Source organism: Halorubrum sp. SD690R (genome assembly GCF_005435035.1).
Taxonomy (GTDB): domain Archaea; phylum Halobacteriota; class Halobacteria; order Halobacteriales; family Haloferacaceae; genus Halorubrum; species Halorubrum ezzemoulense.
The window spans coordinates 1-24,355 of sequence record NZ_SGTV01000010.1; the positions used below are offsets into that span (position 1 = coordinate 1).

The 24,355-nt window shown below is 71.0% G+C and carries 24 protein-coding genes; 10 read left to right on the forward strand and 14 right to left on the reverse strand.

From position 1 onward, the window contains the following. Positions 1-183: 183 nt before the first annotated feature. The gene (locus EXE41_RS07800) at positions 184-1,134 is read right to left on the reverse strand and encodes an aminopeptidase (protein WP_137690695.1); all 951 of its coding nucleotides are present in this window, start codon (positions 1,132-1,134) and stop codon (positions 184-186) included. Between the two features lie 184 nt (positions 1,135-1,318). Here EXE41_RS07800 and EXE41_RS07805 point away from each other — a divergent pair, with 184 nt between their 5' ends. Continuing rightward, positions 1,319-2,386, forward strand: a complete 1,068-nt coding sequence (locus EXE41_RS07805; RefSeq protein WP_049931557.1) for a type II glyceraldehyde-3-phosphate dehydrogenase — start codon at positions 1,319-1,321, stop codon at positions 2,384-2,386. 46 nt (positions 2,387-2,432) lie between these two features. Here EXE41_RS07805 and EXE41_RS19265 read toward each other — a convergent pair whose 3' ends face one another. The 4 genes from EXE41_RS19265 to EXE41_RS07820 all read right to left on the reverse strand — a co-directional run bounded on the left by EXE41_RS19265 (position 2,433) and on the right by EXE41_RS07820 (position 6,640). Continuing rightward, entirely contained in the window at positions 2,433-2,609 is a 177-nt protein-coding gene (locus EXE41_RS19265) for a hypothetical protein (protein WP_167373071.1), read from the reverse strand. A 151-nt stretch (positions 2,610-2,760) separates the two neighbouring features. After that, the gene (locus EXE41_RS07810; protein ID WP_049931556.1) at positions 2,761-3,060 is read right to left on the reverse strand and encodes a hypothetical protein; all 300 of its coding nucleotides are present in this window, start codon (positions 3,058-3,060) and stop codon (positions 2,761-2,763) included. A 91-nt stretch (positions 3,061-3,151) separates the two neighbouring features. Next, positions 3,152-4,129: a hypothetical protein gene (locus EXE41_RS07815; RefSeq protein WP_137690696.1), complete on the reverse strand. Its 978-nt coding sequence runs from the start codon at positions 4,127-4,129 to the stop codon at positions 3,152-3,154. Positions 4,130-4,192: 63 nt separating this feature from the next. After that, complete coding sequence (locus tag EXE41_RS07820; RefSeq protein ID WP_137690697.1) at positions 4,193-6,640, reverse strand: cation-translocating P-type ATPase; 2,448 nt, start codon at positions 6,638-6,640, stop codon at positions 4,193-4,195. Between the two features lie 139 nt (positions 6,641-6,779). Here EXE41_RS07820 and EXE41_RS07825 point away from each other — a divergent pair, with 139 nt between their 5' ends. Next, a complete protein-coding gene (locus EXE41_RS07825) occupies positions 6,780-7,139 on the forward strand; it encodes a DUF5518 domain-containing protein (protein ID WP_137690698.1) in 360 nt (119 codons plus the stop codon). Between the two features lie 97 nt (positions 7,140-7,236). Here EXE41_RS07825 and EXE41_RS07830 read toward each other — a convergent pair whose 3' ends face one another. Next, entirely contained in the window at positions 7,237-7,710 is a 474-nt protein-coding gene (locus tag EXE41_RS07830; protein ID WP_086216983.1) for a redoxin domain-containing protein, read from the reverse strand. A gap of 97 nt (positions 7,711-7,807) precedes the next feature. After that, a complete protein-coding gene (locus EXE41_RS07835) occupies positions 7,808-8,311 on the reverse strand; it encodes a DUF367 family protein (RefSeq protein WP_094553724.1) in 504 nt (167 codons plus the stop codon). Between the two features lie 448 nt (positions 8,312-8,759). On the opposite strand from EXE41_RS07835, the gene EXE41_RS07840 reads away from it, so the two are divergent. The 3 genes from EXE41_RS07840 (at position 8,760) to EXE41_RS07850 (ending at position 12,474) form a co-directional block, all read left to right on the forward strand. Continuing rightward, positions 8,760-9,515, forward strand: a complete 756-nt coding sequence (locus tag EXE41_RS07840) for a coenzyme F420-0:L-glutamate ligase (protein WP_049931550.1) — start codon at positions 8,760-8,762, stop codon at positions 9,513-9,515. Positions 9,516-9,517: 2 nt separating this feature from the next. Continuing rightward, on the forward strand, positions 9,518-10,501 hold the full coding sequence (locus EXE41_RS07845) for a 5,10-methylenetetrahydromethanopterin reductase (protein WP_137690699.1): 984 nt from the start codon (positions 9,518-9,520) through the stop codon (positions 10,499-10,501). 290 nt (positions 10,502-10,791) lie between these two features. Continuing rightward, entirely contained in the window at positions 10,792-12,474 is a 1,683-nt protein-coding gene (locus EXE41_RS07850; RefSeq protein ID WP_049931706.1) for a methyl-accepting chemotaxis protein, read from the forward strand. A gap of 112 nt (positions 12,475-12,586) precedes the next feature. On the opposite strand, the gene EXE41_RS07855 is transcribed toward EXE41_RS07850, so the two are convergent. Further along, entirely contained in the window at positions 12,587-12,826 is a 240-nt protein-coding gene (locus tag EXE41_RS07855; protein WP_049931548.1) for a hypothetical protein, read from the reverse strand. A gap of 66 nt (positions 12,827-12,892) precedes the next feature. Next, positions 12,893-13,378, reverse strand: coding sequence for a DoxX family membrane protein (locus EXE41_RS07860; protein WP_086219695.1), 486 nt, complete (start codon positions 13,376-13,378; stop codon positions 12,893-12,895). Positions 13,379-13,510: 132 nt separating this feature from the next. Here EXE41_RS07860 and EXE41_RS07865 point away from each other — a divergent pair, with 132 nt between their 5' ends. Together EXE41_RS07865 and EXE41_RS07870 are read left to right on the forward strand one after the other, a co-directional pair. Further along, entirely contained in the window at positions 13,511-15,412 is a 1,902-nt protein-coding gene (locus EXE41_RS07865; RefSeq protein WP_137690700.1) for a site-2 protease family protein, read from the forward strand. Positions 15,413-15,509: 97 nt separating this feature from the next. Beyond that, entirely contained in the window at positions 15,510-16,025 is a 516-nt protein-coding gene (locus tag EXE41_RS07870) for a hypothetical protein (RefSeq protein WP_137690701.1), read from the forward strand. Positions 16,026-16,096: 71 nt separating this feature from the next. Here EXE41_RS07870 and EXE41_RS07875 read toward each other — a convergent pair whose 3' ends face one another. Further along, on the reverse strand, positions 16,097-17,140 hold the full coding sequence (locus tag EXE41_RS07875; protein WP_086215751.1) for a succinylglutamate desuccinylase/aspartoacylase family protein: 1,044 nt from the start codon (positions 17,138-17,140) through the stop codon (positions 16,097-16,099). A 110-nt stretch (positions 17,141-17,250) separates the two neighbouring features. Here EXE41_RS07875 and EXE41_RS07880 point away from each other — a divergent pair, with 110 nt between their 5' ends. Together EXE41_RS07880 and EXE41_RS07885 are read left to right on the forward strand one after the other, a co-directional pair. After that, on the forward strand, positions 17,251-18,606 hold the full coding sequence (locus EXE41_RS07880; RefSeq protein ID WP_176450716.1) for a RimK/LysX family protein: 1,356 nt from the start codon (positions 17,251-17,253) through the stop codon (positions 18,604-18,606). Between the two features lie 78 nt (positions 18,607-18,684). Beyond that, on the forward strand, positions 18,685-19,137 hold the full coding sequence (locus EXE41_RS07885) for a hypothetical protein (RefSeq protein WP_049931543.1): 453 nt from the start codon (positions 18,685-18,687) through the stop codon (positions 19,135-19,137). 31 nt (positions 19,138-19,168) lie between these two features. Here EXE41_RS07885 and EXE41_RS07890 read toward each other — a convergent pair whose 3' ends face one another. Beyond that, positions 19,169-19,723, reverse strand: a complete 555-nt coding sequence (locus tag EXE41_RS07890; protein ID WP_199240863.1) for a DNA-3-methyladenine glycosylase — start codon at positions 19,721-19,723, stop codon at positions 19,169-19,171. A 366-nt stretch (positions 19,724-20,089) separates the two neighbouring features. Here EXE41_RS07890 and EXE41_RS07895 point away from each other — a divergent pair, with 366 nt between their 5' ends. Further along, positions 20,090-22,075 carry a 3-hydroxyacyl-CoA dehydrogenase/enoyl-CoA hydratase family protein gene (locus tag EXE41_RS07895; protein WP_137690703.1) on the forward strand — a complete coding sequence of 662 codons (1,986 nt, stop codon included), beginning with the start codon at positions 20,090-20,092 and terminating at the stop codon, positions 22,073-22,075. 15 nt (positions 22,076-22,090) lie between these two features. On the opposite strand, the gene EXE41_RS07900 is transcribed toward EXE41_RS07895, so the two are convergent. The 3 genes from EXE41_RS07900 to asd all read right to left on the reverse strand — a co-directional run bounded on the left by EXE41_RS07900 (position 22,091) and on the right by asd (position 24,133). Further along, positions 22,091-22,717 (reverse strand): class I SAM-dependent methyltransferase, encoded by a 627-nt coding sequence (locus EXE41_RS07900; protein ID WP_137690704.1) that lies wholly within the window; start codon positions 22,715-22,717, stop codon positions 22,091-22,093. Positions 22,718-22,816: 99 nt separating this feature from the next. Then, complete coding sequence (locus EXE41_RS07905; protein ID WP_049931540.1) at positions 22,817-23,029, reverse strand: hypothetical protein; 213 nt, start codon at positions 23,027-23,029, stop codon at positions 22,817-22,819. A gap of 57 nt (positions 23,030-23,086) precedes the next feature. Continuing rightward, complete coding sequence (asd, locus tag EXE41_RS07910; protein ID WP_137690705.1) at positions 23,087-24,133, reverse strand: aspartate-semialdehyde dehydrogenase; 1,047 nt, start codon at positions 24,131-24,133, stop codon at positions 23,087-23,089. Positions 24,134-24,355 lie beyond the last annotated feature (222 nt).

Consider the following 24,355-nt stretch of genomic DNA (forward strand, 5'->3'; position numbering starts at 1 on the left):
TTCGAGTCCCGCCCCGCACCGCACCTCACGCCTCCCCAGCCTCGTCGGTGGCTCTCCGCTTCGCTCCGACCCACCGACTCCCTCGCGCGGTGCTGTCTCGCGGCCGCCGATGGCGGCCGCTCGTCGGCACGCGCCAGCGTCTCGATAGTTTGTAAGTGGGGAATATTTTCGCTCACGGACGTTTCACGCGCTCGGCAGGTCGATCTCGTCCCCGTCGGCGTAGACCGTCGGGTCCCGGATGATCCCGTCGAGGTGGAGCGGCGCATCCGTCTCGCCGCCGATCCCGACGTTGTCGCCGATCGCGATGTGGACGGTCCCGCCCGCCTTCTCGTCTAAGAGGACTGAACCGACGAGTTCCGCAACGCCGCCGTTGGTGCCGATGCCGAGCTCCGCGAGGTTGTACGCCGCGTCGCCGACCTCGTCGGCGGCGGCCTCGACGTCGGCGCGGATCGCGTCGTCGGCGATCTCGGTCACGAACCCGTCCTCCACCTCGAACGCCAGCTCCCGCCCGTCGTCGAGCAGGCCGTGGGGCATCATCGTCCCGTCGACGACGAAGGTCCCGGTCGCGCTCGCGGGCGCGACGAACACCTCGCCCGCGGGGAGGTTCGAGAAGTCGCCCGGGTCGCGGACCATGCCGGTGTCGGCGAGCCACTCGCGGTCGCCGACCTCGAAGGTGATGTCCGTGCCGGCGGGCGCGGTGACGCGGACCTCGCTGGCGTCGCCGATCTGCCCCAGCACGTCGTCGCAGGCGGCCTCGATGGCGGCGTAGTCGGCGTCGAGCCCCGTCATGAACACGTCCTCGGTGATCCCGGGCAGCGTCGCGCCGCGCGCGCCGGCGTCGCAGGCCGCGCCGCGGGCGCGGGTGTGGCTCAGGCTCTTCGTCGTCGGCGCGAGGAAGGCGTCGGCCTCCGCCATCGCGGCCGCGACCGGTGCCGGCGGCTCCGTCCCGTGCTGTTCGGTCGGGGGGTACCGGAGGAGCGTCGCGTCGTCGGTGACGGCGCTCGCGGCCGCGTACAGCGCCTCGCCGATCGGCTCGCGCTCGTCGTCGATGACGACCGCGACCGATTCGTCGGGAGCGACGTTCAGACACTGTTCGACCGCGGTCGTCGCGGCGTCGGAGAGGTCGGCTGCCATGCCAGCGTCTCCGTTCGGCCGGGCGTTAGGCCTTGTCATCGCTGAGTTTACTCTATTCCGTAATTGAATTATTTACGTCCGGTGCCGATCGGCGTCGAATTAACCGATCGATTACTCGTGGGGTAGTTAATTTCATTTTACCCACCTCGAAAAGATTATACCGATTCCCGAGCGAGGGGCAGATATGATACGCGTGGGCGTCAACGGCTACGGCACGATCGGGAAACGGGTCGCGGACGCCGTCGCGGCCCAGCCGGACATGACACTCGTCGGCGTGACGAAGGCGTCGCCCGACTACGGCGTCGAGGCCGCGGCGCGGCGCGGCTACGACCTGTACGCGGCGGTCGAGGACCGCGTCGAAGACTTCGCGGCCGCCGGCGTCGACCTGTCCGGGATCCTCGGCGACCTGCTCGACGCCGTCGACGTCGTCGTCGACTGCGCGCCCTCCGGCGTCGGCGAGCGCAACGCGCCCGTCTACGAGGCCCACGACACGCCGGCGATCTTCCAAGGCGGCGAGGACGCCGCCGTCGCCGAGGCCTCCTTCAACGCCCGCGGTCGGTTCGAGGCGGCCCGCGGCGCGGACGCGGTCCGCGTCGTCTCCTGTAACACGACCGCGCTCTCGCGGCTGCTCGCGCCGCTCGACGAGACCTACGGCGTCGAGAAGGCGCGCGTCACGCTCGTGCGCCGCGGCGGCGATCCGAGCGAGACGGACCGCGGCCCGATAAACGACATCGTTCCCGACCCCGCGGCGGTCCCCTCTCATCACGGTCCGGACGTGAACGAGATTCTTCCCGACCTGCCGGTCGACACCGCGGCACTGAAGGCGCCGGTCACGGGGATGCACACCCACAGCGTCAACGTCACGCTGGAGAGCGACCCCGACTCGGGGGCCGTCCGCGACCTCCTCGCCGACGAGGACCGGATCTTCCTCGTCCCGGAGGCCGCGGGCATCGACGGCGCGGGCGCGCTGAAGGAGTACGCCGCCGACGCGGGGCGGCCCCGCGGCGACCTCTGGGAGAACTGCGTCTGGGAGGAGTCGATCAGCGTCACCGGGCGAGACCTGTACCTCTTCCAGAACGTCCACCAAGAGGCCGACGTGGTCCCGGAGAACGTCGACGCGATCCGCGCGATGACGACCGATGTCGACGCGGCCGAGTCGGTGGCGCGGACGAACGAGACGCTCGGCGTGGGTCTCGAAAGTCGGCTCGGGAACGACGGGCCGGCGCGCGCGGAACTGACGGCCGACGACTGACGCCGTAGTCGCGGTCTTTTCGGTCGCTACCGTCCGGAAACAGCCGTCACTCGGTCGGTCGCGTGACGAGGAACGTCCGGCCGCCGCGGCGTTCGAGGTGGACCTCGCTCCCGTCGACGCGGTTCACGCGGACTCGGTCCGGGAGGCGGTCGGTTCGACAGTCGGTGATGTCCACGCGCGTGGGCGTCGCGTACCGGGGTCGGTCGGCGGTGACTGCGCTCATACACCTAGTTCGGCCCGGAACGCTCCTATAACCGAGCCATCCGCGGAGTGAAAGTGAAAGTGGACGATCCGCTGCCGCTCGCCGGTGATTCGGACAGTCGGGCTCGCCGCCGGCGGTCCGCTGTCGCTCCTCTCGGCGGTCCGCTGTCGCCCTACCGCCGGAGGCCGGTCGCCTCGTCGTCCTCGACGAACCGCACCGTGAAGTAGTCGTAGCCGCCGTAGGCAGCATCGAGCGCGCCCATCCACCAGTTCCACCGCTCCACCAGCGAGGAGTCGTCCGGCGCGTCCTCCATGTGCCCGATCACCCCCGTCACGGTCAGGCCGTGGCCGCGGTCCTCGGAGGGCCGCCCGGAGTCGACGAGGTCGCGGGCCGCCCGCGAGACGGCCCGCCGCTCGGCCTCGGTCCCGCCGAACTCGTCTTCGAGCGCGCGTTCCAGACGCTGTCTGTCCATGAACGAGTTTGGGTGCGCAGGTATATGAGTCGCGTGGTAGGGGGTGTCAGGTCCGGTGTCGCGACGGGGTTGCGTCGACTCCGCGGGCGACTCACAACCGCGCCGCGAGCGCGAGGAACAGCAGCGAGAACGGGGCCGTGAGCAGCGCCAGCGCCAGTCCGCCCGCTCCCTCGCCGGCCGCAACGGCCATGAGGAGGCCGACTACGAGCGAGGACGATCCCAGCGTCGCGAGGGTGAGCCGCTCCGGGACGCTCGCTCGGTCCGGCCCGTCGCTCTCCGCCAGCACCGCGCCGAGCGCGGACTCGACCGCGTCCGCCCGGTCGCGGGGGACGAACAGCCACGGCGTCGACCGGAACCACGCGTTCCCCCGGTACGCGAGCAGGAACACCGTCGTCCACGGGAGGTCGATCCGGCGCGTCCTGACGACCGCCCCGAGGTCGTCGCTCCGAGTCCGGTCGCCCGCCGGATACGTCCGCGCGATCGCCCGCTCGGCCGGGTCGAGCCGAACGGCGACCCCCGACGACTCGGCGACCGCCGGCACGAACCAGACGACCCAGAACAGCGGCCAGAGGGCCGGCAGGAAGTCAGTCGGCAGCGCCAGCGCCGCCGCGACGACCGCGCCGAGCCCGGCCAGCGTCCAGCCGGGCCGAAGCGTCTCTGCGGCCTCGCGCAGTCGGGCGACGGACGGCTCCCCGACCGAACTCTCGCGGTACACGGCGTACAGCACCGGCACGGTACCGAGCAGAAGCGCGAGCAAGAGCGCGACCCCGACGGCGATCGCCTCGGCCCCGACGCTCGGGACCGCGAGGTCGCCGGACGCGATACCCGCGATTCCCCCGACGGCGACGGTGCCGAAGACGACGAGGACCGCGCCGGCGATCCCGACTGACACCCCGATCGCGAGCGAGCGCAGTCGCTCGTGGCGGACCGGCCCCCACTCGATCGGGTCGCGTTCGGCGACCGCCTCGGAGACGCTCCGGTCGCCGTGGGGGTCGGCCCGGACCTCCGCGGACTCCGTGCGGTCCATCGCCTCCTCGGAGGTGGAGGGCGTCCCGCGCTCGGAGGGCATACGAGCGCAGTTACCGCCGCGGTAATAAAAAGCGTGAGGCCGGCTTCCGGGTCGACTGACCGGCTACTGCTCCGACGCGGCGGCGTCCGCGTTCGGCTCGGCCGCGTCCGTCGCCGCCCCGGAGGGCTCCGCGGGCTCGACGTTGCCGAGCCGGAGCGCGTTCCCGGTGACGCCGAGGCTCATGCCCATGTCGCCGACGACGACGGCCATCGCGACGCTCACGTAGCCGAGGGGAGCGCCCGCGGCGAGTAGCGCCTTCACGGCGAGGGAGGCCCCGATATTGGTCCGGATCGTCGAGCTCGCGCGCGAGGCGAGGTCGACGACGTACGGGAGCCTGGTCAGGTCGTCGGCCATCAGCGCCACGTCCGCGGTCTCGATGGCGGTGTCGGTGCCGGCGGCGCCCATCGCGACCCCCACGTCCGCCGCCGCGAGCGCCGGGGCGTCGTTGATCCCGTCCCCGACCATCGCGACGCCGCTGTCGGTCTCGGCGGCGAGCTCACGCACCGCCGCGACCTTCTCGTCGGGGAGCAGATCCGCGCGCACCTCGTCGACGCCGACGCGGTCGCCGGTCGCCCGCGCGGTCCGCTTGTTGTCGCCGGTGAGCATCGCGACCCGGTCCACGCCGAGTTCGTGGAGGCGGTCGACGACCCACGCCGCCTCCGGACGGACTGTGTCCGCGACCGCCACGACGCCCTCCAGTTCCGCCTCGGTCCCGACGAGGACGACCGTCTTCCCCTCGGCCTGAAGCCGCGGAATCGTCTCGCTCGCTAGGTCGAGGTACTGCCCGTGGTCGCAGGGCTCGGGCTCCGCGGCGGCGCTCGCCTCGCTCCCGCGCACTCCGTCTCCGCCAGCGTCGTCGGCGTCGTCGCGCTCCCGAACCACCCCTCCGTCAGGGCGGACGTGGGCGTGGCTCAGGTCGAAACCGAGGTCCTCGAACAGCGAGGGCTTGCCGGCGTAGTGGGTCTCGCCGTCGATATCAGCGCGGACGCCTTCGCCCGTGAGCGTCTCGAAGTCGGTGACCTCGGTCTCGTCGCTGGACCCGGTACCGGCGGCCTCGGAACCGGCGGCGTCAGTGCCCCGCACCAATATCGCCTCCGCCACCGGGTGTTCGCTCCGTCGCTCGATGGCGGTCGCGCACGCGAGCACGTCGTCGGCCTCGCGGTCGCCGAGGGGGACCACGTCGGTCACCGACAGCTCGCCGCGCGTGAGCGTCCCGGTCTTGTCGAGCGCGACGACGTCGACGTCGCCGGCCGCCTCCAGGTGTTCGCCGCCCTTGATCAGGACGCCGTTCCGGGCGGCCGCGGTCACGCCGGAAACGACGCTGACGGGCGTCGAGATGACGAACGCGCAGGGGCACGCGACGACGAGCAGGGTGAGTCCGCGGACGAACCACGTCTCCGCGCCGCCGCCGACGAGGACGGGGCCGAGCGCGGCGGTCGCGACCGCGCCGACTACGACGATCGGGGTGTAGACGCCTGCGAAGCGGTCGACGAACCGCTCGGCGCGCGTCTCCTCGCCGTTGGCGGCCTCGACGAGGTCGACGACCCTCGCGATGGTCGACTCCTCGGCGGGCGCGGTGGCCTCAACCTCGAGGTAGCCGGCCTCGTTGATCGAGCCGGCGTACACCTCGTCGCCGGGCTCCTTCTCCGCCGGGACCGACTCGCCGGTGATCGGCGACTCGTCGACCGCGCCGGAGCCCTCGCGGAGCACCCCGTCGAGCGGGACGCGCTCGCCGGGTCGCACCGCGAGCCGCTCGCCCGTCGCGACGGCCTCGGCGGGGACCGTCTCCTCCTCGCCGTCCCGGATCACGACCGCCTCGTCGGGGGACAGCTCCATCAGCTCGCGGAGGGAGGTGCGCGCCCGGTCGATCGAGTAGCGTTCGAGCAGCTCGGCGACCGAGAACAGCACCGCGAGCGTCGCCGCCTCGAACGGGAGGTCGACGAGCAGCGCGGCGACGACCCCGACGCTCATCAGCAGGTCGATGTCGAGGCTCACCCCCCGCAGCGAGTAGAACCCGTTCCGGAGGATCGGCGGCCCGGCGATCGCGACCGCCAGCAGGTACGCGACCGAGGCGCCCGTGACGGCCCACGGCCCGAGGAAGCCGACGCCGCCGATCGTCGCGAACGTCGGGTCGAGCCCGGGGAGCAGCCACTCGAGGGCGAGCCCGACCGCGAGGAAGGCCCCGCCGACCGCGGTGGCGATCGCGCGCGGGCTCGTGAACAGGCCGTCGGCGACGCCGTCGGACTCCGCATCCGCGACCGCGTACCCCGCGCCCTCGACGGCGGCCGTCAGCGCCTCCACGTCCGTCGCCTCCGGATCGTACGTGAGGACGACGACGCCCGTCGTGGGCCGAGTGTCGACCGAGCGGACGCCCTCCCGATCGAGCGCGCCCTCGACTTTCCCCGCGCACGACGAGCAGTCCATGTCCGGCACCGCGAGCCGGAGCTGCGCTCCCGTCGGCGCGCTCCCGTCCGACTCGTCGGGATCGGCTGTCGGGTTCGATTCGCTCATTAGCTGAACGTCGCTCCCGGAGCGTTATTAATCTAGCTACCACATAGAGGCATTATTTTATAAGAGATTAATAAAAATAGATTCGAAGTAAACAAATTTGACGAGGAAGTATTTACCTCCGAGCCGGCTACCCGCGGGTATGACAGACTGGCGCGCCGTCGGCTACGGCTTCGTCGTGATGCTGATCGCCGGGCTGCTGGCCACGCTCGTCCCCGTCGTGGGCCACGTTGGCGCGGGACTCATCGGCGGATTCGTCGCCGGCTACGTCGCCGCCGGCGGGCTGCTCTCCGGCTTCTGGCACGGCCTGCTCGCGGGCTCGGTGAGTGGCGTGGCCGTCACGCTCCTGCTCGCCGCGTTCGGCGGCCTCGTCGGACTGGCCGGTGGCCCACTCGGAAGCCTGCTCGGTGGCGCGGGGGTCCTCGTCGTCGGACTGTTCCTGACGCTGCTGTTCGCGGTCGACTTGGCGCTTGCGGGTGCTATCGGCGGCGTCCTCGGATAGCGGGATCGGCTCGAAGCGGTCCGTCGCTGCGGGGCTCCGGTATCTTATTACAATAGAACCGCGGACGCGACGGGACCGGCCGCCCCGCGGCCGGAATTCACGCGCTCTCGACGGCGTCGAGGACCGCCTCGTAGTCCGGCTCGTTGGTCGGGTCGTCGGCGACCCAGTCGAAGACGACCTCGCCGTCGTCGTCGATCACGAACACGGCGCGGTTCGCGATGCCGTGGAGGCCGAGTTCGGCGATGTCGATCTCGAGGTCGTACGCGCGGATCGCGTCGCCGGCCATGTCGCTCACGAGGTCGAACTCGATCCCGTGCTCCTCGCGGAACGCGCCCTGCGAGAACGGCGAGTCGGCGCTGATCCCGAAGAGGGTCGCGCCGGCCTCCGCGAAGGCGTCGGCGCGCTCCTGGAAGGCGATCATCTCGTTCGTACACGGCGGCGTGAACGCGCCGGGGAAGAACGCGAGCACGACCGGCCCGTCGCCGATCTCCTCGTCGAGGTCGAACGGCTCGTGGTCGCTCGTGCCGACCGTCGCGGTGAACGCGGGTGCGTCGTCGCCTGTGGATACCATCGACTCTCGATACGGCTGATTCACGCAAAAGCCTTGTCGCGACCTCGTTCGGTGCCGGTATTGGCCCGCTACCGTCTCGGGCCGAACCCGCACCGAGTCACTCGCGGTCGAGGTACTCCTGTTGGATGTCGACGATCTCGCCGGAGTTCTCGCAGTCGGCGTACCGGCGGAGCGGCTCCGCGTTGAGCTCGAGGAACGTCTCGCCCCACGTGAACTTCGACAGGGCGCGCTCGGCGCGGTCGCGCTCGCCGAGAATCACCAGCGCCGCGGCGAACGCCTCGACGGTGGTGAGCCGCATCGGACGGCCGAAGTTCACGGGGTTGGCGGCGACGAGGTAGGGCAGCGCGCGGTGCTCGCCGGGGAGCGAGAACATCTTCTCGCCCGCCGACTCCCATGAGCAGTCGAGCGCGACGAGCGCGGTCTCGGCGGCCCGCTCGGCGTCGACGGGCGAGAGCGCGCGCTCGGCGTGGGGGTTGAGGACGACCCCGTACGGCGTGGCTCGGTCCGAGCGGTGGAGCTCGGCGAGGTCGAAGCGCGCGAGCTTCCGGGCCGTACACTTGTCGGGGTCGTCGTCGCCCTCGTACCGGACGTGGAGGTCCACACTCGGCGTTCGACGGAGTCGCGTATAAGCCGTACGGACGCCGTCGGCAGAAAAAATGCGGGTGGTCGACGCCCGCGCGCCGTCACGGGGCGCGGGTCTGCGTCACGATCGGTTCGCCGTCGTCGGCCTCTTCGGGGACGCGCGTCCGCGTCCCGATCGGAGCCGATTCGCCTTCGGTTGTCAGTTCTTTCATCGCGTTTTACAGTATTTACTCGGTGCGTAAAAAATTTTGGCTGAAATACCTATTATCCGCCCTTTGTCCTTATATAGACATGGTTTTTTGGCATTTATACCAACGAATGTTCTAGCAAATGCTATTTTTGTGCCTGATCAAACGCGCCAGTTATTCGCCAGTCCGCCGCGAATCGGACTCCGCCGCTTCGTCCCGATACCGTCAAACCGGCCCGGTACCGGCGGGGTTTTTCCTCGTCGCCGCGCAGGTGATCGCATGGAGCTGTTCGCGGTTCCGGACCTCCCGGAGATCCGGGAGGGAGACGACCTCGCGGCCATGATCGGCGAGCGCGTCGACCTCCGCGAGGACGACGTGGTCGTCGTCGCCAGCACGGTCGTCTCGAAGGCCGAGGGACGCGTCTTCGACCTCGACGACTTCCCGGCCGGCCCCCGGGCCCGCGAGGTCGCCGACCGGCTCGCCGAGATAGCGGACGAGGAGAAGGATCCGCGCTTCGCGCAGGCGGTCATCGAGGAGTCGACGGAGCTGGTCATGGAGGCGCCGTTCCTCCTCACCGCGACGCGCTTCGGGCACGTCGGCGTCAACGCCGGCATCGACCGCTCGAACGTCCCGGACGGCGACCTGCTGCTGCTCCCGGAGCGCCCCACCGAGAGCGCGGAGCGCATCCGCGACGGACTCGCGGCCGACCGCGTCGTCGTCAGCGACACCTCCGGTCGTCCCTTCCGGCACGGCCAGCGCGGGGTCGCGATCGGCTGGGCCGGGCTACCCGCCAGCCGCGACTGGCGCGGCGAACGCGACCGCGACGGCCGCGAGATGGGCGTCACCGTCCAGAACGTGATCGACGAGCTCGCCGCCGCCGCCAACCTCGTCGCCGGCGAGGGCGCGGGCGGCACCCCGGTCGTCGTCGTCCGGGACTGGGAGTTCGGCGACCACGACGGCTCGGACAATCACTTCCGCGAGGTCGAGGGCGACTTCGTCCGGCAGGCCCTGCGGGAGTGGACCTTTCAGGAGTAACCATGCTCGGAATCGAACTCACCCCAGAACACGAGCTGTCTCGCCTCGTCGACCTCGGCGTCCGCGCCGAGGAGGCCGGCTACGACGCCGTCTACTCGACGTGTCACTACAACAACCGCGACCCGTGGGCGTTCCTCTCGCGGCTCGCGGCCGCCACCGACTCGGTCCGGCTCGGTCCGGGGGTCGCCAACCCCTACGAGACCCACCCGGTGACGCTCGCGTCGAAGGTCGCGACCCTCGACGAGGCCTCCGAGGGGCGCGCCGTCTTCGGGCTCGGCCCGGGCGACCCCTCGACGCTCGCCAACCTCGGCCTCGAAGACGAGCGCGGGCTCCGCTCGGTGCTGGAGGCGTTCAAGACCGCACAGCAGCTCTGGGCCGGAGAGCGCGTCGACCACGAGGGCACCTTCGACGCCGCGGACGCCGGGCTCAACTACGAGCCGCCGCAGGGCGCGGACATCCCGGTCCACGTCGGCGGCGAGGGGCCGCACATGTGTCGGATGGCCGCGAAGCACGCCGACGGCCTCCTGTACAACGGCTCGCATCCGAAAGACCTCGCGTGGGCCCGCGAGCAGGTCGACGACGGCCTCGACGACAGGCCCGATAGCCGGGGCGAGTTCGACCTGATCGCCTACGCCGCGGTGTCGGTCGCCGAGGACGAGGCCGCCGCCCGCGAGGCCGCCCGGCCGCCGGTCGCGTTCATCGCCGCGGGCGCGGCCCCGCCCGTCCTGAAGCGCCACGGGATCGACCCCGACGCCGCGAGCGGGATCGGTGACCGCGTCTCGGCCGGCGAGTTCTCCGCCGCCTTCGAGCGCGTGACCCCCGAGATGGTCGACGCCTTCTGTATGGCGGGCACCCCCGAGACCGTCCGCGAGCGCGCCGCCGCCGTCGCCGAGCACGCCGACGGCCTCGTCGTCGGCTCGCCGCTCGGGCCGGACCTCGAGGCCGCCGTCGACCTCGCGGCCGAGGCGGTCGACGGGCTGTTCTGAGGTCCGTCGACTGGGTTCCCGAGGCGCGTCGACGGGGGCTGTTCCGGGCCGCGTCGGCGGCGGCGGTTCCGGGCCGCGTCGGCGGCGGCGGTTCCGGGCCGCGTCGGCGGCGCCCGCACTGCTTTCACGCACGCCGGCGGCGGATTCTCGCCCGCTGACAATCGAGAATCGCTGCTGATAACGCCGGCGGGAGGTTCATAACCCGTTCTCGTCGAGGGCGAAGCATGTCCACGACACGACAGCGCCGCCCGGGTGTCCGCGGGCGGTACGAGGCCCTCCTGTGGCGGACGATGGACGCGCTCGGCGTCACCGAATCGATAGAGCGCAAGGTCGTCACGGCGGTCGGCATCCAGTTTCTCGTCACGGTCGGCATCTTTCTCACTCAGTTTCTGATCTCGGGGACCGCCGCGTACGTCGTCTCGGGGGCGCTGTTCCTCGGCGCGGTCGTCGCCATCTACAACACGCTGCTCATCGTTCGACAGGACTTCGTCGGCCCGATACGCGCGCTGGAGCGTCAGGCGGAGGCGATCGCCGCGGGGAATATCGACGACGCGCGTGAGCCCGACGCGACCGGGTCGTCGGGCGGCGACGCCGCGGGCGCCCTCGACCCGACCCAACCCGACGAGATCGGGAGCCTCGTCGGCGCCTTCGGCGAGGTCCACGGGTACCTCACGACCGTCTCCGCGCAGGCGGAGGCCCTCGCCGATCAAGAGTTCGACGACCCCGCGCTCGACGAGGAGGTCCCGGGCGCCTTCGGGGCGTCGCTCGACGAGATGGCCGAGAACCTCGCGGCCTACACCACCGAGCTGGAGGCGCTCGTCGACGCCTTCGGCGACGCCGCCGAGCGCGCGCAGGACGGCGACCTGACGGCGACCATCGACGGGGACGCGCTGGCGACCGACGAGGGCCGGTACGTCGAGATCGTCGACAACTACAACCGGCTCGTCGCGACGCTCGGCGAGACGGTCGGCGAGGTCGGCGGGTTCACCGCCGACGTGGCCGGGGCCGCGGACGAGGTGCGCGCGAGCATGGACGAGGTCGACGACGCGAGCGGCGAGGTCGCGCGCTCGGTCCAGGAGATCTCCGACGGCGCGGCCGAGCAGACGGACGAGCTGGAGGCGATCGCGAGCGAGATGAACACGCTGTCGGCGACCGTCGAGGAGATCGCGGCGAGCGCCGACGACGCGGCCGAGACCGCGCGCGACGCCGCCGAACGCGGTCGCTCCGGCCGCGAGGAGGCGGCTGAGGCGATCGCGGAGCTTGAGACGCTGGAGACGCGGATCGGCGAGACGGCGGCCGCGGTCACGGACCTCGCGGACCGGGTCGGCGAGATCGACGAGATCGCGGCCGTGATAGACGAGATCGCGGAGGAGACCAACCTGCTCGCGCTGAACGCCTCCATCGAGGCGGCGCGCGCCGACGGCTCCGGCGACGGGTTCGCGGTCGTCGCCGACGAGGTGAAGTCGCTCGCCGAGGAGACGCGCGAGTCGGCGGGGGAGATCTCCGGGCGGATCGAGGAGGTCCAGACCGCGTCGGCGGAGACCGCCGCCGACGCCGAGGCGATGGAGGCCCAGGTAGCCGAGGGGGTCGAGACGATCGAGTCGACGCTGCGGGAGTTCGAGGGCGTCGTCGAGGACGTGACGAGCGTCGACGAGACGGTCCAAGAGATCAGCGACGCGACCGACGACCAGGCGCGCACCACGCAGGAGGTCGTCGACATGGTCGACGGCGTCGCCTCCGTGAGCCGACAGACCGCGACCGAGGCGGAGACCGTCGCGGCCGCGGCCGAGGAGCAGACCGCGACCGTCTCCGAGGTGACCGGCCGGGTCCACACGCTCTCGGACCGGTCCGACGACCTGTTGGCGCGGCTGAACGAGTTCGAGGTTCCCGACGGGGGCGACGGTGCCGAAACCGTCGACGGTCCGGGGGCCGGCGCCGAGGTGCGGTCGGCGACGGGCGCCGACGACGACTGAGGACGCGGTCGGCGATCGGTGCTGACGACGACTGAGGACGCGGTCGGCGATCGGTGCTGACGACGACTGAGGACGGTCTGGGCGCGACGAGGTCGGCGACCGGCGCCGCCGACTACTCCGAGCGCCCGCGTCCGCCGAGCGAGGGCAGGTTCACGCCGATCTCACCGAGCAGCGCGCCGACGGCGGCGTAGCCCAGCGCGCCGACGGAAGCGATAATCAGGACCTGTCCGACGAGGACGAGCAGCGCCGACAGCGGGTCGCCGGCGCCGAGGATGAGGTCGTTCAGGAAGATGTCGACGAACCGCCCGACGTCGCCGACCAGCCGGGAGACGAAGTCGATGAGCGCCATCATGAGTCACGCTTGTACCGGGGGGTACTTGGGTGTTGAGTTCGCGGCGGGACCTCGATCGCTCCGGAACTACGCCTCCGAACACGGCTCCGACGGGTCGTCGTCGCGCGCGTACCGCAGCGCCCAGGCGATCAGGACGCCCTGAAACGGCAGGCGGGCCAGCGCCGCGAGCCGCGCCGGAGCGACGAGTCGGTCCGGGAGGAGGTCGTCGAGGGTGTCGCGCCGGGCGAGGTGGACGTTCGCCGGAAACACGGCGAGGAGGAGGGCGACGATCCCCCACGCGGACGGGCGCCGCGTCCGCGGTATCGCGACGCCGACCCCGAGGAGTATCTCGGCGATCCCGGAGAGGTACACCAGCCCGACGGGCCGGGGGAACGACGGCGGGATCGCCTCCGCGAACCGATCCGGGATCAGGAAGTGGGCGACCCCGGCGGTAACGTACGCCGCGCCCATGAGGGGCGCGAGCGAGCGTTCGGCGGCGTCCGACTCGACGGGATCGGGCCGTCGGCGCGCGGGCTGTGCGTCTGCGGCGTGGGACCGGTCGGCGTCGGCCATCGGTCCGACGCACGCACCGGACGCGTATCAGTCCTCCCCGACGGCCGCGGCGGGCCGTATCGGTGCGCGCGGTGCGGCCGAGGGTTCCGGGAACCGAACCCCTTACGAGCGGGCGAGCCCAACGGCGTGGTAATGAACACGTTGTTCTGGGTGCTGACGGGGGTCCTCGCGTACTCCGCGGTCGCGATGTGGCTGCGGAACGAGGGGATCCTCCCGGACGCGGTCAGGATCTCCGGACCGGTGTTGACGCTCCGGACCCTCCGCGGGCGCGCCTTCCTCGGCCGACTGGCGGCGCCGAAGCGGTTCTGGCGCGCGGTCGCCAACCTCGGCCTCGGCGGGGCCTTGGTGGCGATGGTGGCGTCGTTCGCGCTCATCCTCTCGTCGGCGATGTCGGCGTTCACGAACGCACAGCCCGCCGCGATCCAGCAGCCGCAGAACTTCCTCATCATCCCCGGCGTCAACGACTTCCTTCCCCTGTCGGTCGCGCCGGAGATCGTCGCCGGGCTCGGAGCCGCGATGGTGATCCACGAGGGGGCACACGGGCTCCTCTGCCGGGTCGAGGGCATCGACATCGACTCGATGGGACTCGTCTTCTTCGCGCTGCTCCCGGTGGGCGCGTTCGTCGAACCGGACGAGGAGGCGACGCAGGATGCGTCTCGCGGCGCGCGCGCACGGATGTTCGCTGCCGGCGTCACCGCGAACACCGTCCTCACGATCGTCGTCTTCGCGCTCCTCTTCGGCCCCGTGGTCGGCGCCATCTCGCCCGCGGCGGGCTACGCGGTCGGCGAGGTCAACCCCGGCTCCCCGGCGGCCGCGGCCGACATCTCGCAGGGCGACCGGGTCGTCGAGGTCGCCGGAACGCCGATCGAGACGAGCGCCGAGTTCGAGTCGGCGATCGCCGACGCCGGCGACTCGGTTGCGCTCACAGTCGACGACGGCGACGCGCGGGAGACGGTGCGGGTCGACCGCGAGCTACAGGTGGTCGGGTCCGCCGGCGGCAACCCCCTCGGCGTGAGGATCGAGGGCGCACCGGTGACGATCGCGGCGGTGAACGGCGAGCCGGTCGCGACCGAGTCGGACCTCTTCGCCGCGGTCGGCGACGACGAGCGCGCCGCGCTGACGGTGACCGGCAACGCGACCGTCGTCGACCAGGTCCGCGACGCGCCCGGCGCCGAGGACGCCTCGGGCGTCGAAACGGCCGACGGCGAGGCCGCAGTCACCGTCCCGGACGTGTCGATCGGCGCGTACGTCGTCGGCGTTCAGGAGGACGGGCCGATTCACGACGCGGGCGCCGCCCTCGGCGAGCCGCTGACGATCGTCTCGGTCGACGGCGAGCGCGTCGTCGACAACGGGGCGCTCTCCGCGGTCCTCGGCGAGCGCGAGCCGGGGGAGACCGTCCCCGTCACCGTCTACGACGCTGACGGCGAACGCGACACGTACGAGGTCGAACTCGACGCCCACCCGAACCGCGACGGCGGCTTCGTCGGCGTCAGCGTCTTCCCCGGGACGAGCGGGCTCGCGCTCGACGACGTGGGCGTCACCGAGTACCCCGCCGGCGCGTACCTCGAACTGCTCGGCGGCGACGGGGGCGAGGGGACCGCCGGCGGCGTCCCGCTCGGCGGGGTCACCGACTCGCCGCTCGGCTTGGTGTTCGTCGCGCTCATCCTGCCGCTCGGCAGCCTGTTCGGGCTCCCGTTCAACTTCGCGGGGTTCACCGGCGACCTGACCAACTTTTTCGTTGTCGAGGGGCCGCTCGCGGTGCTCGGCGGCGGGACGTTCCTGCTCGCGAACCTCCTGTTCTGGTCGGGGTGGATCAACATCCAGCTGGCGCTGTTCAACTGCCTGCCGGCGTTCCCGCTCGACGGCGGCCGCATCCTCCGGATGGTCGCCGAGGCGGTGATCAGCCGGGTCCCGATCAGCGACCGGCACGCCGCGGTGCGGACGATCACGGTCTCGTCCGGCCTCGTCATGCTGACCGGACTGATCGCGATGATCTTCGGCAACCAGATCCTCACGGCGCTCGGGCTGATCTGAGGCCCGGCGCCACGTCTCGGCCGATGGCGGAGCTGTTCGGCTGCGGCCGGCCGCGCGGCTCGGAAAGGCTCAACTCCCGGCCCGCCGAAGGCGGCGTATGCGCGCCCCGCTCGCGGCCGCCGCGCTCGTCGCGCTCGGCGTCCTCCTGATGGCGAACCCGCTGTTCCTCCCGGTCTCGGTCGGCGAGGCCGACCCGGCCTACACCCACACCGTTCGGTCGGTGACCGCCGGGTCGTCGGTGGGTCTCGACGCTCCGACCGACGAAGGTCTCGACGACTCGAACGCCGTCGTCGCGTACGCCGACCTCGACCCCGCCGCCCGCGCGGCGTTCGACCGCGCCCGCGACGCCCCCGAGGGCGCGTTCGGCGTCGAGAGCTCCGACGAGCGCGTCGACTCGCTGTCGTACCCGACCGACCCGACGCTCGGCGACGGACTGCTGATCGTCGAGCTCGACGGCGAGCGGTACGAGTTCTGGACCCGGACCGTCGAGCGCGAGCCGGGCGCCGTCGTCGCCCAGCGGGTCGTCCTCCAGCCGGTGGCGTTCCTCGGCGGCTTCCTCGCGGTTGTCGCCGGGGCCGCGGTCGGGCTACGGGAGCGGCTCGGCGAGGGGTGACGGGTCGGTGTCACGGCCACGACGGCGACGTACGAACCCAGAGCGCGACCCGTCGACCACAGGGGGCGACCTCACTTCCCGGCCGTCGGCGTCGGTTGACCGACGGGCTTCGGCGCGCTGCCGGCCTCGATCGCCCGACGGGTCGACTCACCGATCTCGACGAGGTGACACAGGGGGTTCCCGGGGTAGACGACCGGGTTCTCCAGCAGGCCGATCAGGAGCCCGGTGAACGGGGCCTCCACCGCGACCGCGTCCTCCTTGAACGGGTTGGTGATCGTCGCGATGCGCTCGCCCTCGCGGACGAGCGAGCCGCTCTCGAAGTGGGTGTCGACGATGCCGCCGGAGTCGGCGCGCAGCCACGTCTTCTCGCCCGCCCCGGCGACAACGGTGCGCCAGCCGGGCCAGCGAACCGTGTCGGTCTCCAGGAGTCCGTACTCCGCGAAGACGGATTTGACGCCGTCGAGCGCGTCGTCGATGAGCGGGCGCTGGAACCGGTGGGCCTCCCCCATCTCGATCGTGATCGTGGGGATGTCGGCGTCGGTCGCCTCGCCGCGGAGCGTGCCGCTCGGCCCGTCGCTGTCGATGATCACCTTCGAGCCGAACGCCATCGCGAGCCGGTACACCGACTCGTCGGTCATGTCTGCGCGGACGTGGAGCATGTTCGTCCGGCCGCGGGTGGAGGTGTGGAAGTCGAGCCCGAAGTCGCACGGCGCGATGAAGTTCTCGTAGATCCGGTGGGCCATCCGCTTCGAGCTGGTCGACCCGGGCTTCCCGGGGAACGACCGGTTCAGGTCGCGGTCGTAGACGGGGAGGTACCGCTGCTGGGCGAGGAAGCCGGGCACGTTGAGGACGGGGAGACAGACGAGCGTGCCCGAAAGCGCCGAGAGGTCCCACTCGTGGGCGACCTCGCGGACGACCTCGATTCCGTTGAGTTCGTCGCCGTGGGCGGCCGCGGTCAGGAAGGCGGTCGGCCCGTCGCGCTCCCCGTTGACGATCGTGACCGGGATACGGACGGGGTCGCCGAGGTACGTCTCGCTGATGCCGTAGCGGATGTTCTGCGTTTCGCCGGGCGGCACCGCCCCGCCGTTGTACGTGAACGCCCGGTCCTCGCTCATGGCAGACCGGAGCGCGGCGTCGGGTATATATATGGCGACCCGGAGACTCCGGATCTCGTCCGGCCGAAACGATCGGGGCGTCTTTTGCGTCGGCCCGCGCAGTGAGAGGTATGAGTTCGGACTCGGTTCGGGTGGGAGTGTTGTCGCTGCACAACAGCAAGGAGACGAAGGCGATCTGTAACGCCGTCGAGGACCTCGGCCACGAGCCGGTGTGGCTCCGCGAGGAGAACGCCGCGGTGAGCGTCGAGGACGGCGAGGTGGCGGTCGAGCCCGCGGTCGACGTGATCGCGAACCGCCTGCTCTTATCGAACACCGACCAGCCCGCGGAGCTGCTCGGGCTGGCGGCGACGTTCGAGCGCATCCGGCCGATGCTGAACGAGCCGAACGCGGTGCTGGCGTCGATCCACAAGTTCGCGACGGCGGCGACGCTCGCCGACTGGAACATCCGCGTGCCCGACGCGCTGCTCGCGCTGTCGAACGACCGCCTCAACGAGGGCCGCGAGCGGTTCGGCGACGTGGGCGTGTATAAGACCGCGATCGGCACCCACGGCGGCGGGACGTGGAAGGTCGACCTGACCGAGCGCGTGAACCCGAAGGTCGGCAACCGGCAGGCGTTCCTCCAGCGGCTCATCGACCGCGACGACGAGAAGCACCGCGACCTGCGGGTGTACGTCGTCGGCGACGAGATCGTCGGGTCGATGTACCGCTACGCGCCCGAGGGCGACTGGCGCACCAACGTCGCGCTGGGCGGCGCGGTGGAGGACGCCACCGACGACATGCCGCAGGAGGCCGCCGACACCGCCCTCTACGCGGCCGAGGTGATGGGGCTCGACTACGCCGGCGTCGACCTCGTCGAGGGGTACGACGGCTGGTACGTCCTCGAAGTGAACCCCACGGCCGGGTTCAAGGGGCTGTTCGAGGCGACCGGCACCAGCCCGGCCCCGCACATCGCGAAGCTGGCGATCGAGACGGTCGGCGGCGAGGTCGAGGACGAGGCGGTCGAGCGCGTCGCCGCGACCCTCGACGACTCGCGGCCGTCCTGCGCGCCCGCGCCGAAGCCGACCCCCTCCGAGCAGCCCGACATCGGCTACATCGAGGAGGTCGTCGTCACGGGCACCTCCGGCTCGACGCAGGCGCTCGCGAAGTCGGACACGGGCGCGACCCGGACGAGCATCGACACCCAGTTGGCCGCCGAGATCGGTGCGGGTCCGATCAAGAGCATGACGCGGGTCAAGTCGGGCAGCGTGAAGGGCGGGAAGGCCCGGCCGGTCGTCGACCTCGTCATCGGTATCGGCGGCAACCAGCACACCGTCACCGCGAGCGTCGAGGACCGCGAGCACATGGAGTACCCGCTGCTGCTCGGCCGCGACATCCTCACTGACTACCGGGTCGACGTGCGGCGACGCGCCGACAGAGACGAGGCCGAGCGCGACGAGGCGGGCGAAATCCTCGAAGAGGAGGAGTAGACCCGTCCGGCGCCGCCGAAATCTGGCTCACGCGCGTCTGACAAAAGTATAAGACCGAGGCTGTCGAGGACACGACACATGGTGAAGAGCACGGTCCGGTTTCCCGAGTCGGTGGTCGAGGAGATCGAATCGCTCGTCGACGAGGGGCAGTTCGAGAGCAAGTCGGAGTTCTACCGCTTCTCGGCCGACTACGTGCTCTCCCGGACCCTCGACGAGTACGACCCGGAGACGATCGACTACGAGGCGATCGAGTCCGAGGTGATCCCGGACGCGGACCGGACGCTGGGCGCGGACGAGGAGACCGACGGCCCCCCGTTCTTCGAGTCCGTCGCGTTCGTGCGGAAGCTCGCGCTCCGGGAGAAGTTCAGCGACGCCGAGGACTTCATCGACCACCAGTACGTCCCCGGTGATCGGCACGCGGTCCTCTTAGAAGAGATCCTCCGGCTGTACCGCGAGGACGCGGCGAGCGGTGACCGAGCCCCGGCCGGCGACCCCGAGCCCGAACCGGAGCAGTCGACCCGGACCCGATAGCTCGGCCCGTCGTTCCTCCACGAGAGCGCAGTCAGGACTCGTACTCGGCCCAGATGTATCGCGTCCCGTAGCTCCGGTACGGGCGCCACGCCTCGGCGATCTCGCGCATCTCCGCGTGCGACAGCGATTCCCCACCGTTGTACACCAGCTCGATCCCTTTCCGAACCGCCAGGTCGCCGAGCGGGAGCACGTCCTCGCGCCCGAGCGCGAAGACGAGGTACATCCTCGCGGTCCACTCGCCGACGCCCGTGATTTCGGTGAGCCGGTCGACGACCGCCTCGTCGCTTACGCCCGCCAACTCCTCGCGCGTGAGGTCGCGCTCGTCGTCGCGAAACGCGGCGGCGGCGTTGCGCAGGTAGTCGACCTTCGTGCCGCTGAGCCCGGCCTCGCGCAGGGTCGCCTCGTCGGCCGCGAGGACGCGCTCCGGGGTCGGGTCGCCGCCCACGACTTCCACGAACCGCTCGTGGATGGCCGCCGCAGAGGCGGTCGAGAGCTGCTGGTTCACGATCGAGGTACAGAGCCGCGCGAACTCGTCGTCCGCGGGCGCGACGTCAAGGGGCCCGTGTCGGTCGACGAGCGTCGCCATCGTCGGGTCCTCGCGGAGGACCTCGATCACCGGGTCGTCTACGTCCGCGGCCGGACCGCCACTCTTCGCCGCTGGCCCGTCAGCGTCCGCGGCCGGGTCGATCGTTCCGTCGACGCCGTCGTCCATACCGGAGCGAGGGGCCGCACGGAGGAGTACGTTCGGTTCCGGACCGGTCCGCGCAGTCCCTCGCACCCCGAGTCGAGCGCCCGTGCCCGTCTCAGCCCCTCGCACCCCGCGTCGACCGTTCGTGCTCGTTTCAGTCTCTCGAACCTCGCGTCGAGCCGCCAACCCACCCGAATAAACTTACAGTTTGTTTTACGTTTGGAAGATGAAAACGTTCAACCATGACGGTTCCGACTCTCAGGTATGCAGCTCGAAGACGTCCAGCGCGTGACGGTGCTCGGCGCCGGGAACATGGGCCACGGTATCGCTGAAGTGGCCGCTCTCGCCGGCTACGACGTGTCGCTCCGCGACATCAACGATGAGCTCGTCCAGAACGGGTACGACCAGATCGAGTGGTCGCTCGGCAAGCTCGCGGAGAAGGACCGAATCGGCGACGACGAGGCGGACGCCGCGCTCGACCGCGTCGACGCGTTCGTCGACCTCGAGGACGCGCTCGACGGCGCCGACATCGTCGTCGAGGTCGTCCCCGAGAAGATGGCCATCAAGAAGGACGTGTACGACGACGTGGTCGAGTACGCGCCCGACGAGGCCGTCTTCGTCACCAACACCTCCAGCCTCTCTATCACCGAGCTGTCGGAGGTGACGGACCGCCCCGAGCGCTTCTGCGGGATGCACTTCTTCAACCCGCCGGTGCGGATGGACTTGGTCGAGGTCATCTCCGGGGAGCACTCGAGCGAGGAGACGCTCGACCTGATCGAGGGGCTCGCCGAGTCGATGGGGAAGACGCCCGTCCGGGTCCGGAAGGACAGCCCCGGGTTCATCGTCAACCGCATCCTCGTCCCCCTGATGAACGAGGCGGCGTGGATCGTCGAGTCCGGCGACGCGACGATGGAGGCGGTCGACTCCACGACGAAGTTCGACATGGGCCTCCCGATGGGGTCGTTCGAGCTCGCCGACCAGGTCGGCATCGACGTGGGCTACCACGTGCTGGAGTACATGCACGAGGTCCTCGGCGACGCCTACCGCCCCTGCCCGCTGCTCGGCGAGAAGGTCGAGGCGGAGGACCTCGGCAAGAAGACCGGCAAGGGATTCTACGACTACGAGGACGGCGACGGCGCGCAGATCCCGAGCGACGCGCTCGACGACGACGTGCGCCGCCGCCTGCTCGCGGTGATGGCCAACGAGACGGCCGGCCTGATCGGCAACGACGTGGCCGACGCCGACGACATCGACGCGGCGGTCAAGCTCGGCGCGGGCTTCCCCGACGGCCCGGCAAAGCTCGCTGACGAAGAGGGGCTCGACGCGCTGGTTGAGACGCTCGACGCCCTCGCGGAGGAGACCGGCGAGGAGCGCTATGAGGCGACCGACTACCTGCGCGAGGCGGCCGAGTCGGGCGGCTTCCGCGGCGACGGAGCCGACGGCGACGCGGAGAGCGGCCCGGCGTTCGACGTGCTGAACGTCGACGTCGACGCCGACGCGCGGGTCGGGCACGTCGAGATCGACCGCCCGCACCGGATGAACACGATCAGCGGCGACGTGCTCGACGAGCTCGCCGACGCGATTGACCTGCTCGACGGCGACGACGACGTGCGGGCGATCCTCCTCTCCGGCGCGGGCGACCGCGCCTTCTCCGCCGGCGCGGACGTCCAGAGTATGGCCGCGGGCGGCGCGGACCCGATCCACGCCGTCGAGCTCTCTCGGCAGGGTCAACAGACGTTCGGCAAGCTCGAGGAGTCGGACAAGCCCGTCATCGCCGCCATCGACGGCTACTGCCTCGGCGGCGGGATGGAGCTCGCGACCGCGGCAGACATGCGGATCGCCTCCGAGCGCTCCGAGCTCGGCCAGCCCGAACTCGACCTCGGCCTGCTCCCGGGTTGGGGCGGCACGCAGCGGCTCGCGCGCGTCGTCGGCGAGGGGCGCGCGAAGGAGATCATCCTCACCGCCGACCGCTACGACGCCGAGACGATGGCCGACTACGGCTTCGTCAACGAGGTCGTGCCGGGCGACGAGCTCGACGACCGGGCGCAGGAGCTGGCCGAGCAGCTCGCGGGCGGCCCGCCGATCGCCCAGAAGTACACGAAGCGCGCCATCCACGCCGGCCGCACCGACAACGAGGCCGGCCTCGAGGTCGAGGCGATGGGCTTCGGCCACGTGATGAACACCGACGACCTCATCGAGGGCGTCACGGCGTTCATGGGCGACGGCGAACCCGAGTTCGAAGGGAAGTAACGAGGGCTCGGCTGCTCACTCGGTGAGCCGCGCGGCGAAGAACGTCCAGCGCGCGTCGGCGCCGTCGGCGAGCGAGTCGTCGACGGTCGATTCCCGCTCGATTACGAAGCCGGCGTTCCGGAGCTGCCGCCGAGTCGCCTCCGCGCCCGCGATGTGCCACTGCATCTCGACGCCGGTGTCGAGCCAGTCCGGGTTCTCGCCGTTCCACGGCTCCGGTCCCTCGGAACAGAGGAGCCGTCCCCCGTCGCCGAGGACGCGGGCGAACTCGTCGACGACGGCCTGGTGACGCCCCTCCGGAACGTGGATTAGCGAGTGGTACGCCGTCACCGCGTCGAAGGCGCCGCCGCGGAACGGGAGCGCGACGAGGTCACCCTGCGCGAGCGGCGCTCCGGGGACGTTCTCGGCGGCCAGCGCCAGTTGGGTGCGCGAGATGTCCGCTCCGACGGCGGTCCCGGAGTCGTTCAGCGCTCGGAGCACGGGCGTGCCCTGCCCGCAGCCGGCGTCGAGGACCCGCGCGTCCGGCGGCAGCGACTCACGGAAGCGGTCGAGGACCGCTCGTCCGCGGCCGTTCTCGACGCGGTCGGCCGCGTACGCCGTCGCGAGTTCGTCGTACCCCCGGCGGACGACGTTCCTGTCGACCATGTGCGGGGACATTCGCGACGGGCTGTTGAACGCTTCGGTCGGCGCGGTCTCGTGGCCCCCCGGAGTATTCGGTGCCGTCCGGTGCCCGTCCGGGACCGATCACAGCGGCGTGTCGGCCGCCGCGGCCACCTGTCTACTGACGCTGCCGACGAGGTACGCGACCGCGGCGACGAAGAGGACGACACCGACCACACTCGACACGCCGGGGAGCGCGGCCTCGACGAACGCGGGGAGCGTCGTCGCCCCGGACACCGGGAGGAGGAGGACCGCGACGCCCCGGCGGACGGACCGTTTCGCGGATGGCTCTGCCATGGCGTCGGCCGACGGAACGCGGAGAATAAAGTGGGTATCGGTCGGCGGCCGGCGCGCTTAGACGTACCCTTCCTCGACGAGCAGCTCGCCGTTGAGCAGCGAGGCGCCCGCCGCGCCGCGGATCGTGTTGTGCGCGAGGCAGTTGTACTTCGCGCCGACGTCGGTGGTCTGGACGCCGCCGGCGACGATGCCCATCCCGTCGGCGTACGTGCGGTCGAGGCGGGGCTGCGGACGCTCGGGCTCGTCGTCGCCGAACACCTTGATGAGCTGTTCGGGCGAGCTTGGGAGGTCGCCGACGCCCTCGAACGAGCGCATCGCCTCGCGGAGGTCCGCCGGCGCGGGGTCCTCGGCGAACTCGGCGAAGACGTTCTCCAGGTGGCCGTCGAGCGTGGGGATCCGGTTACACGAGGCGGCCACGTCGGCGTCGTGGAGGGAGACCTCGGCGCCGTCGAACTCGCCGAGCAGCTTGCGCGACTCCGTCTCCATCTTGTCCTCCTCGCCGCCGATGTGGGGGATGGCGTTGTCGAGGATCTCCATCGAAGTGACGCCGGAGTAGCCGGCGCCGGAGACCGCCTGAAGCGTCGAGACCCGGACGCTTTCGAGGCCGAACTCGTCGATCGCCGCGAGCGTCGGCACCATCGTGATCGTCGAGCAGTTCGGGTTCTTCACGAGGGCGCCGTCCCAGCCCCGCTCGTCGCGCTGGACCTCGATGAGCCCGAGGTGGTCGGGGTTGATCTCGGGGATCGTGAGCGGGACGTCCGCCGCCATGCGGTCGTTCGAGGAGTTCGAGGAGACGACGTATCCGGCATCGAGGAACTCGGGCTCGACCTCGGCCGCGACGCCCGACGGGAGCGAGGAAAAGAGGAGGTCGACGCCGTCGTCCGCGACCCCTGCGGGGCTCGTCTCGGCGACCTCCATCTCGGCGACGCCCTCCGGAATTGGGGTGTCGACGCGCCACTTGGCCGCCTCGCGATAGGTCTTGCCCGCGCTCTCCGCGCTCGCGGTGACCGCGGCGAGCTCGAAGGTCGGGTGGTCGTCGAGCAACTGGATGAACCGCTGGCCGACCGCGCCGGTGGCACCGAGGATGCCGACTCGTACTGACATTGCGCGTGGGTCCGTGACAGGGACGTAAGTGCGTTCGGATAGCCGTCGATACCGCCGAACGCGGCCGGCGATTCGGCCTGACGGTCGGTCCGACTACGATGCGTCGGCGACCGCGGCGCGTTCCCAACGAACCGTCGCCGACTGCCGCGGTCCGGGAGATATTCGCCGATCCGGCAGGAACGTTCCGTTCTGGGCGTCAGGTGCGTTCGAAGCACGCCCAAG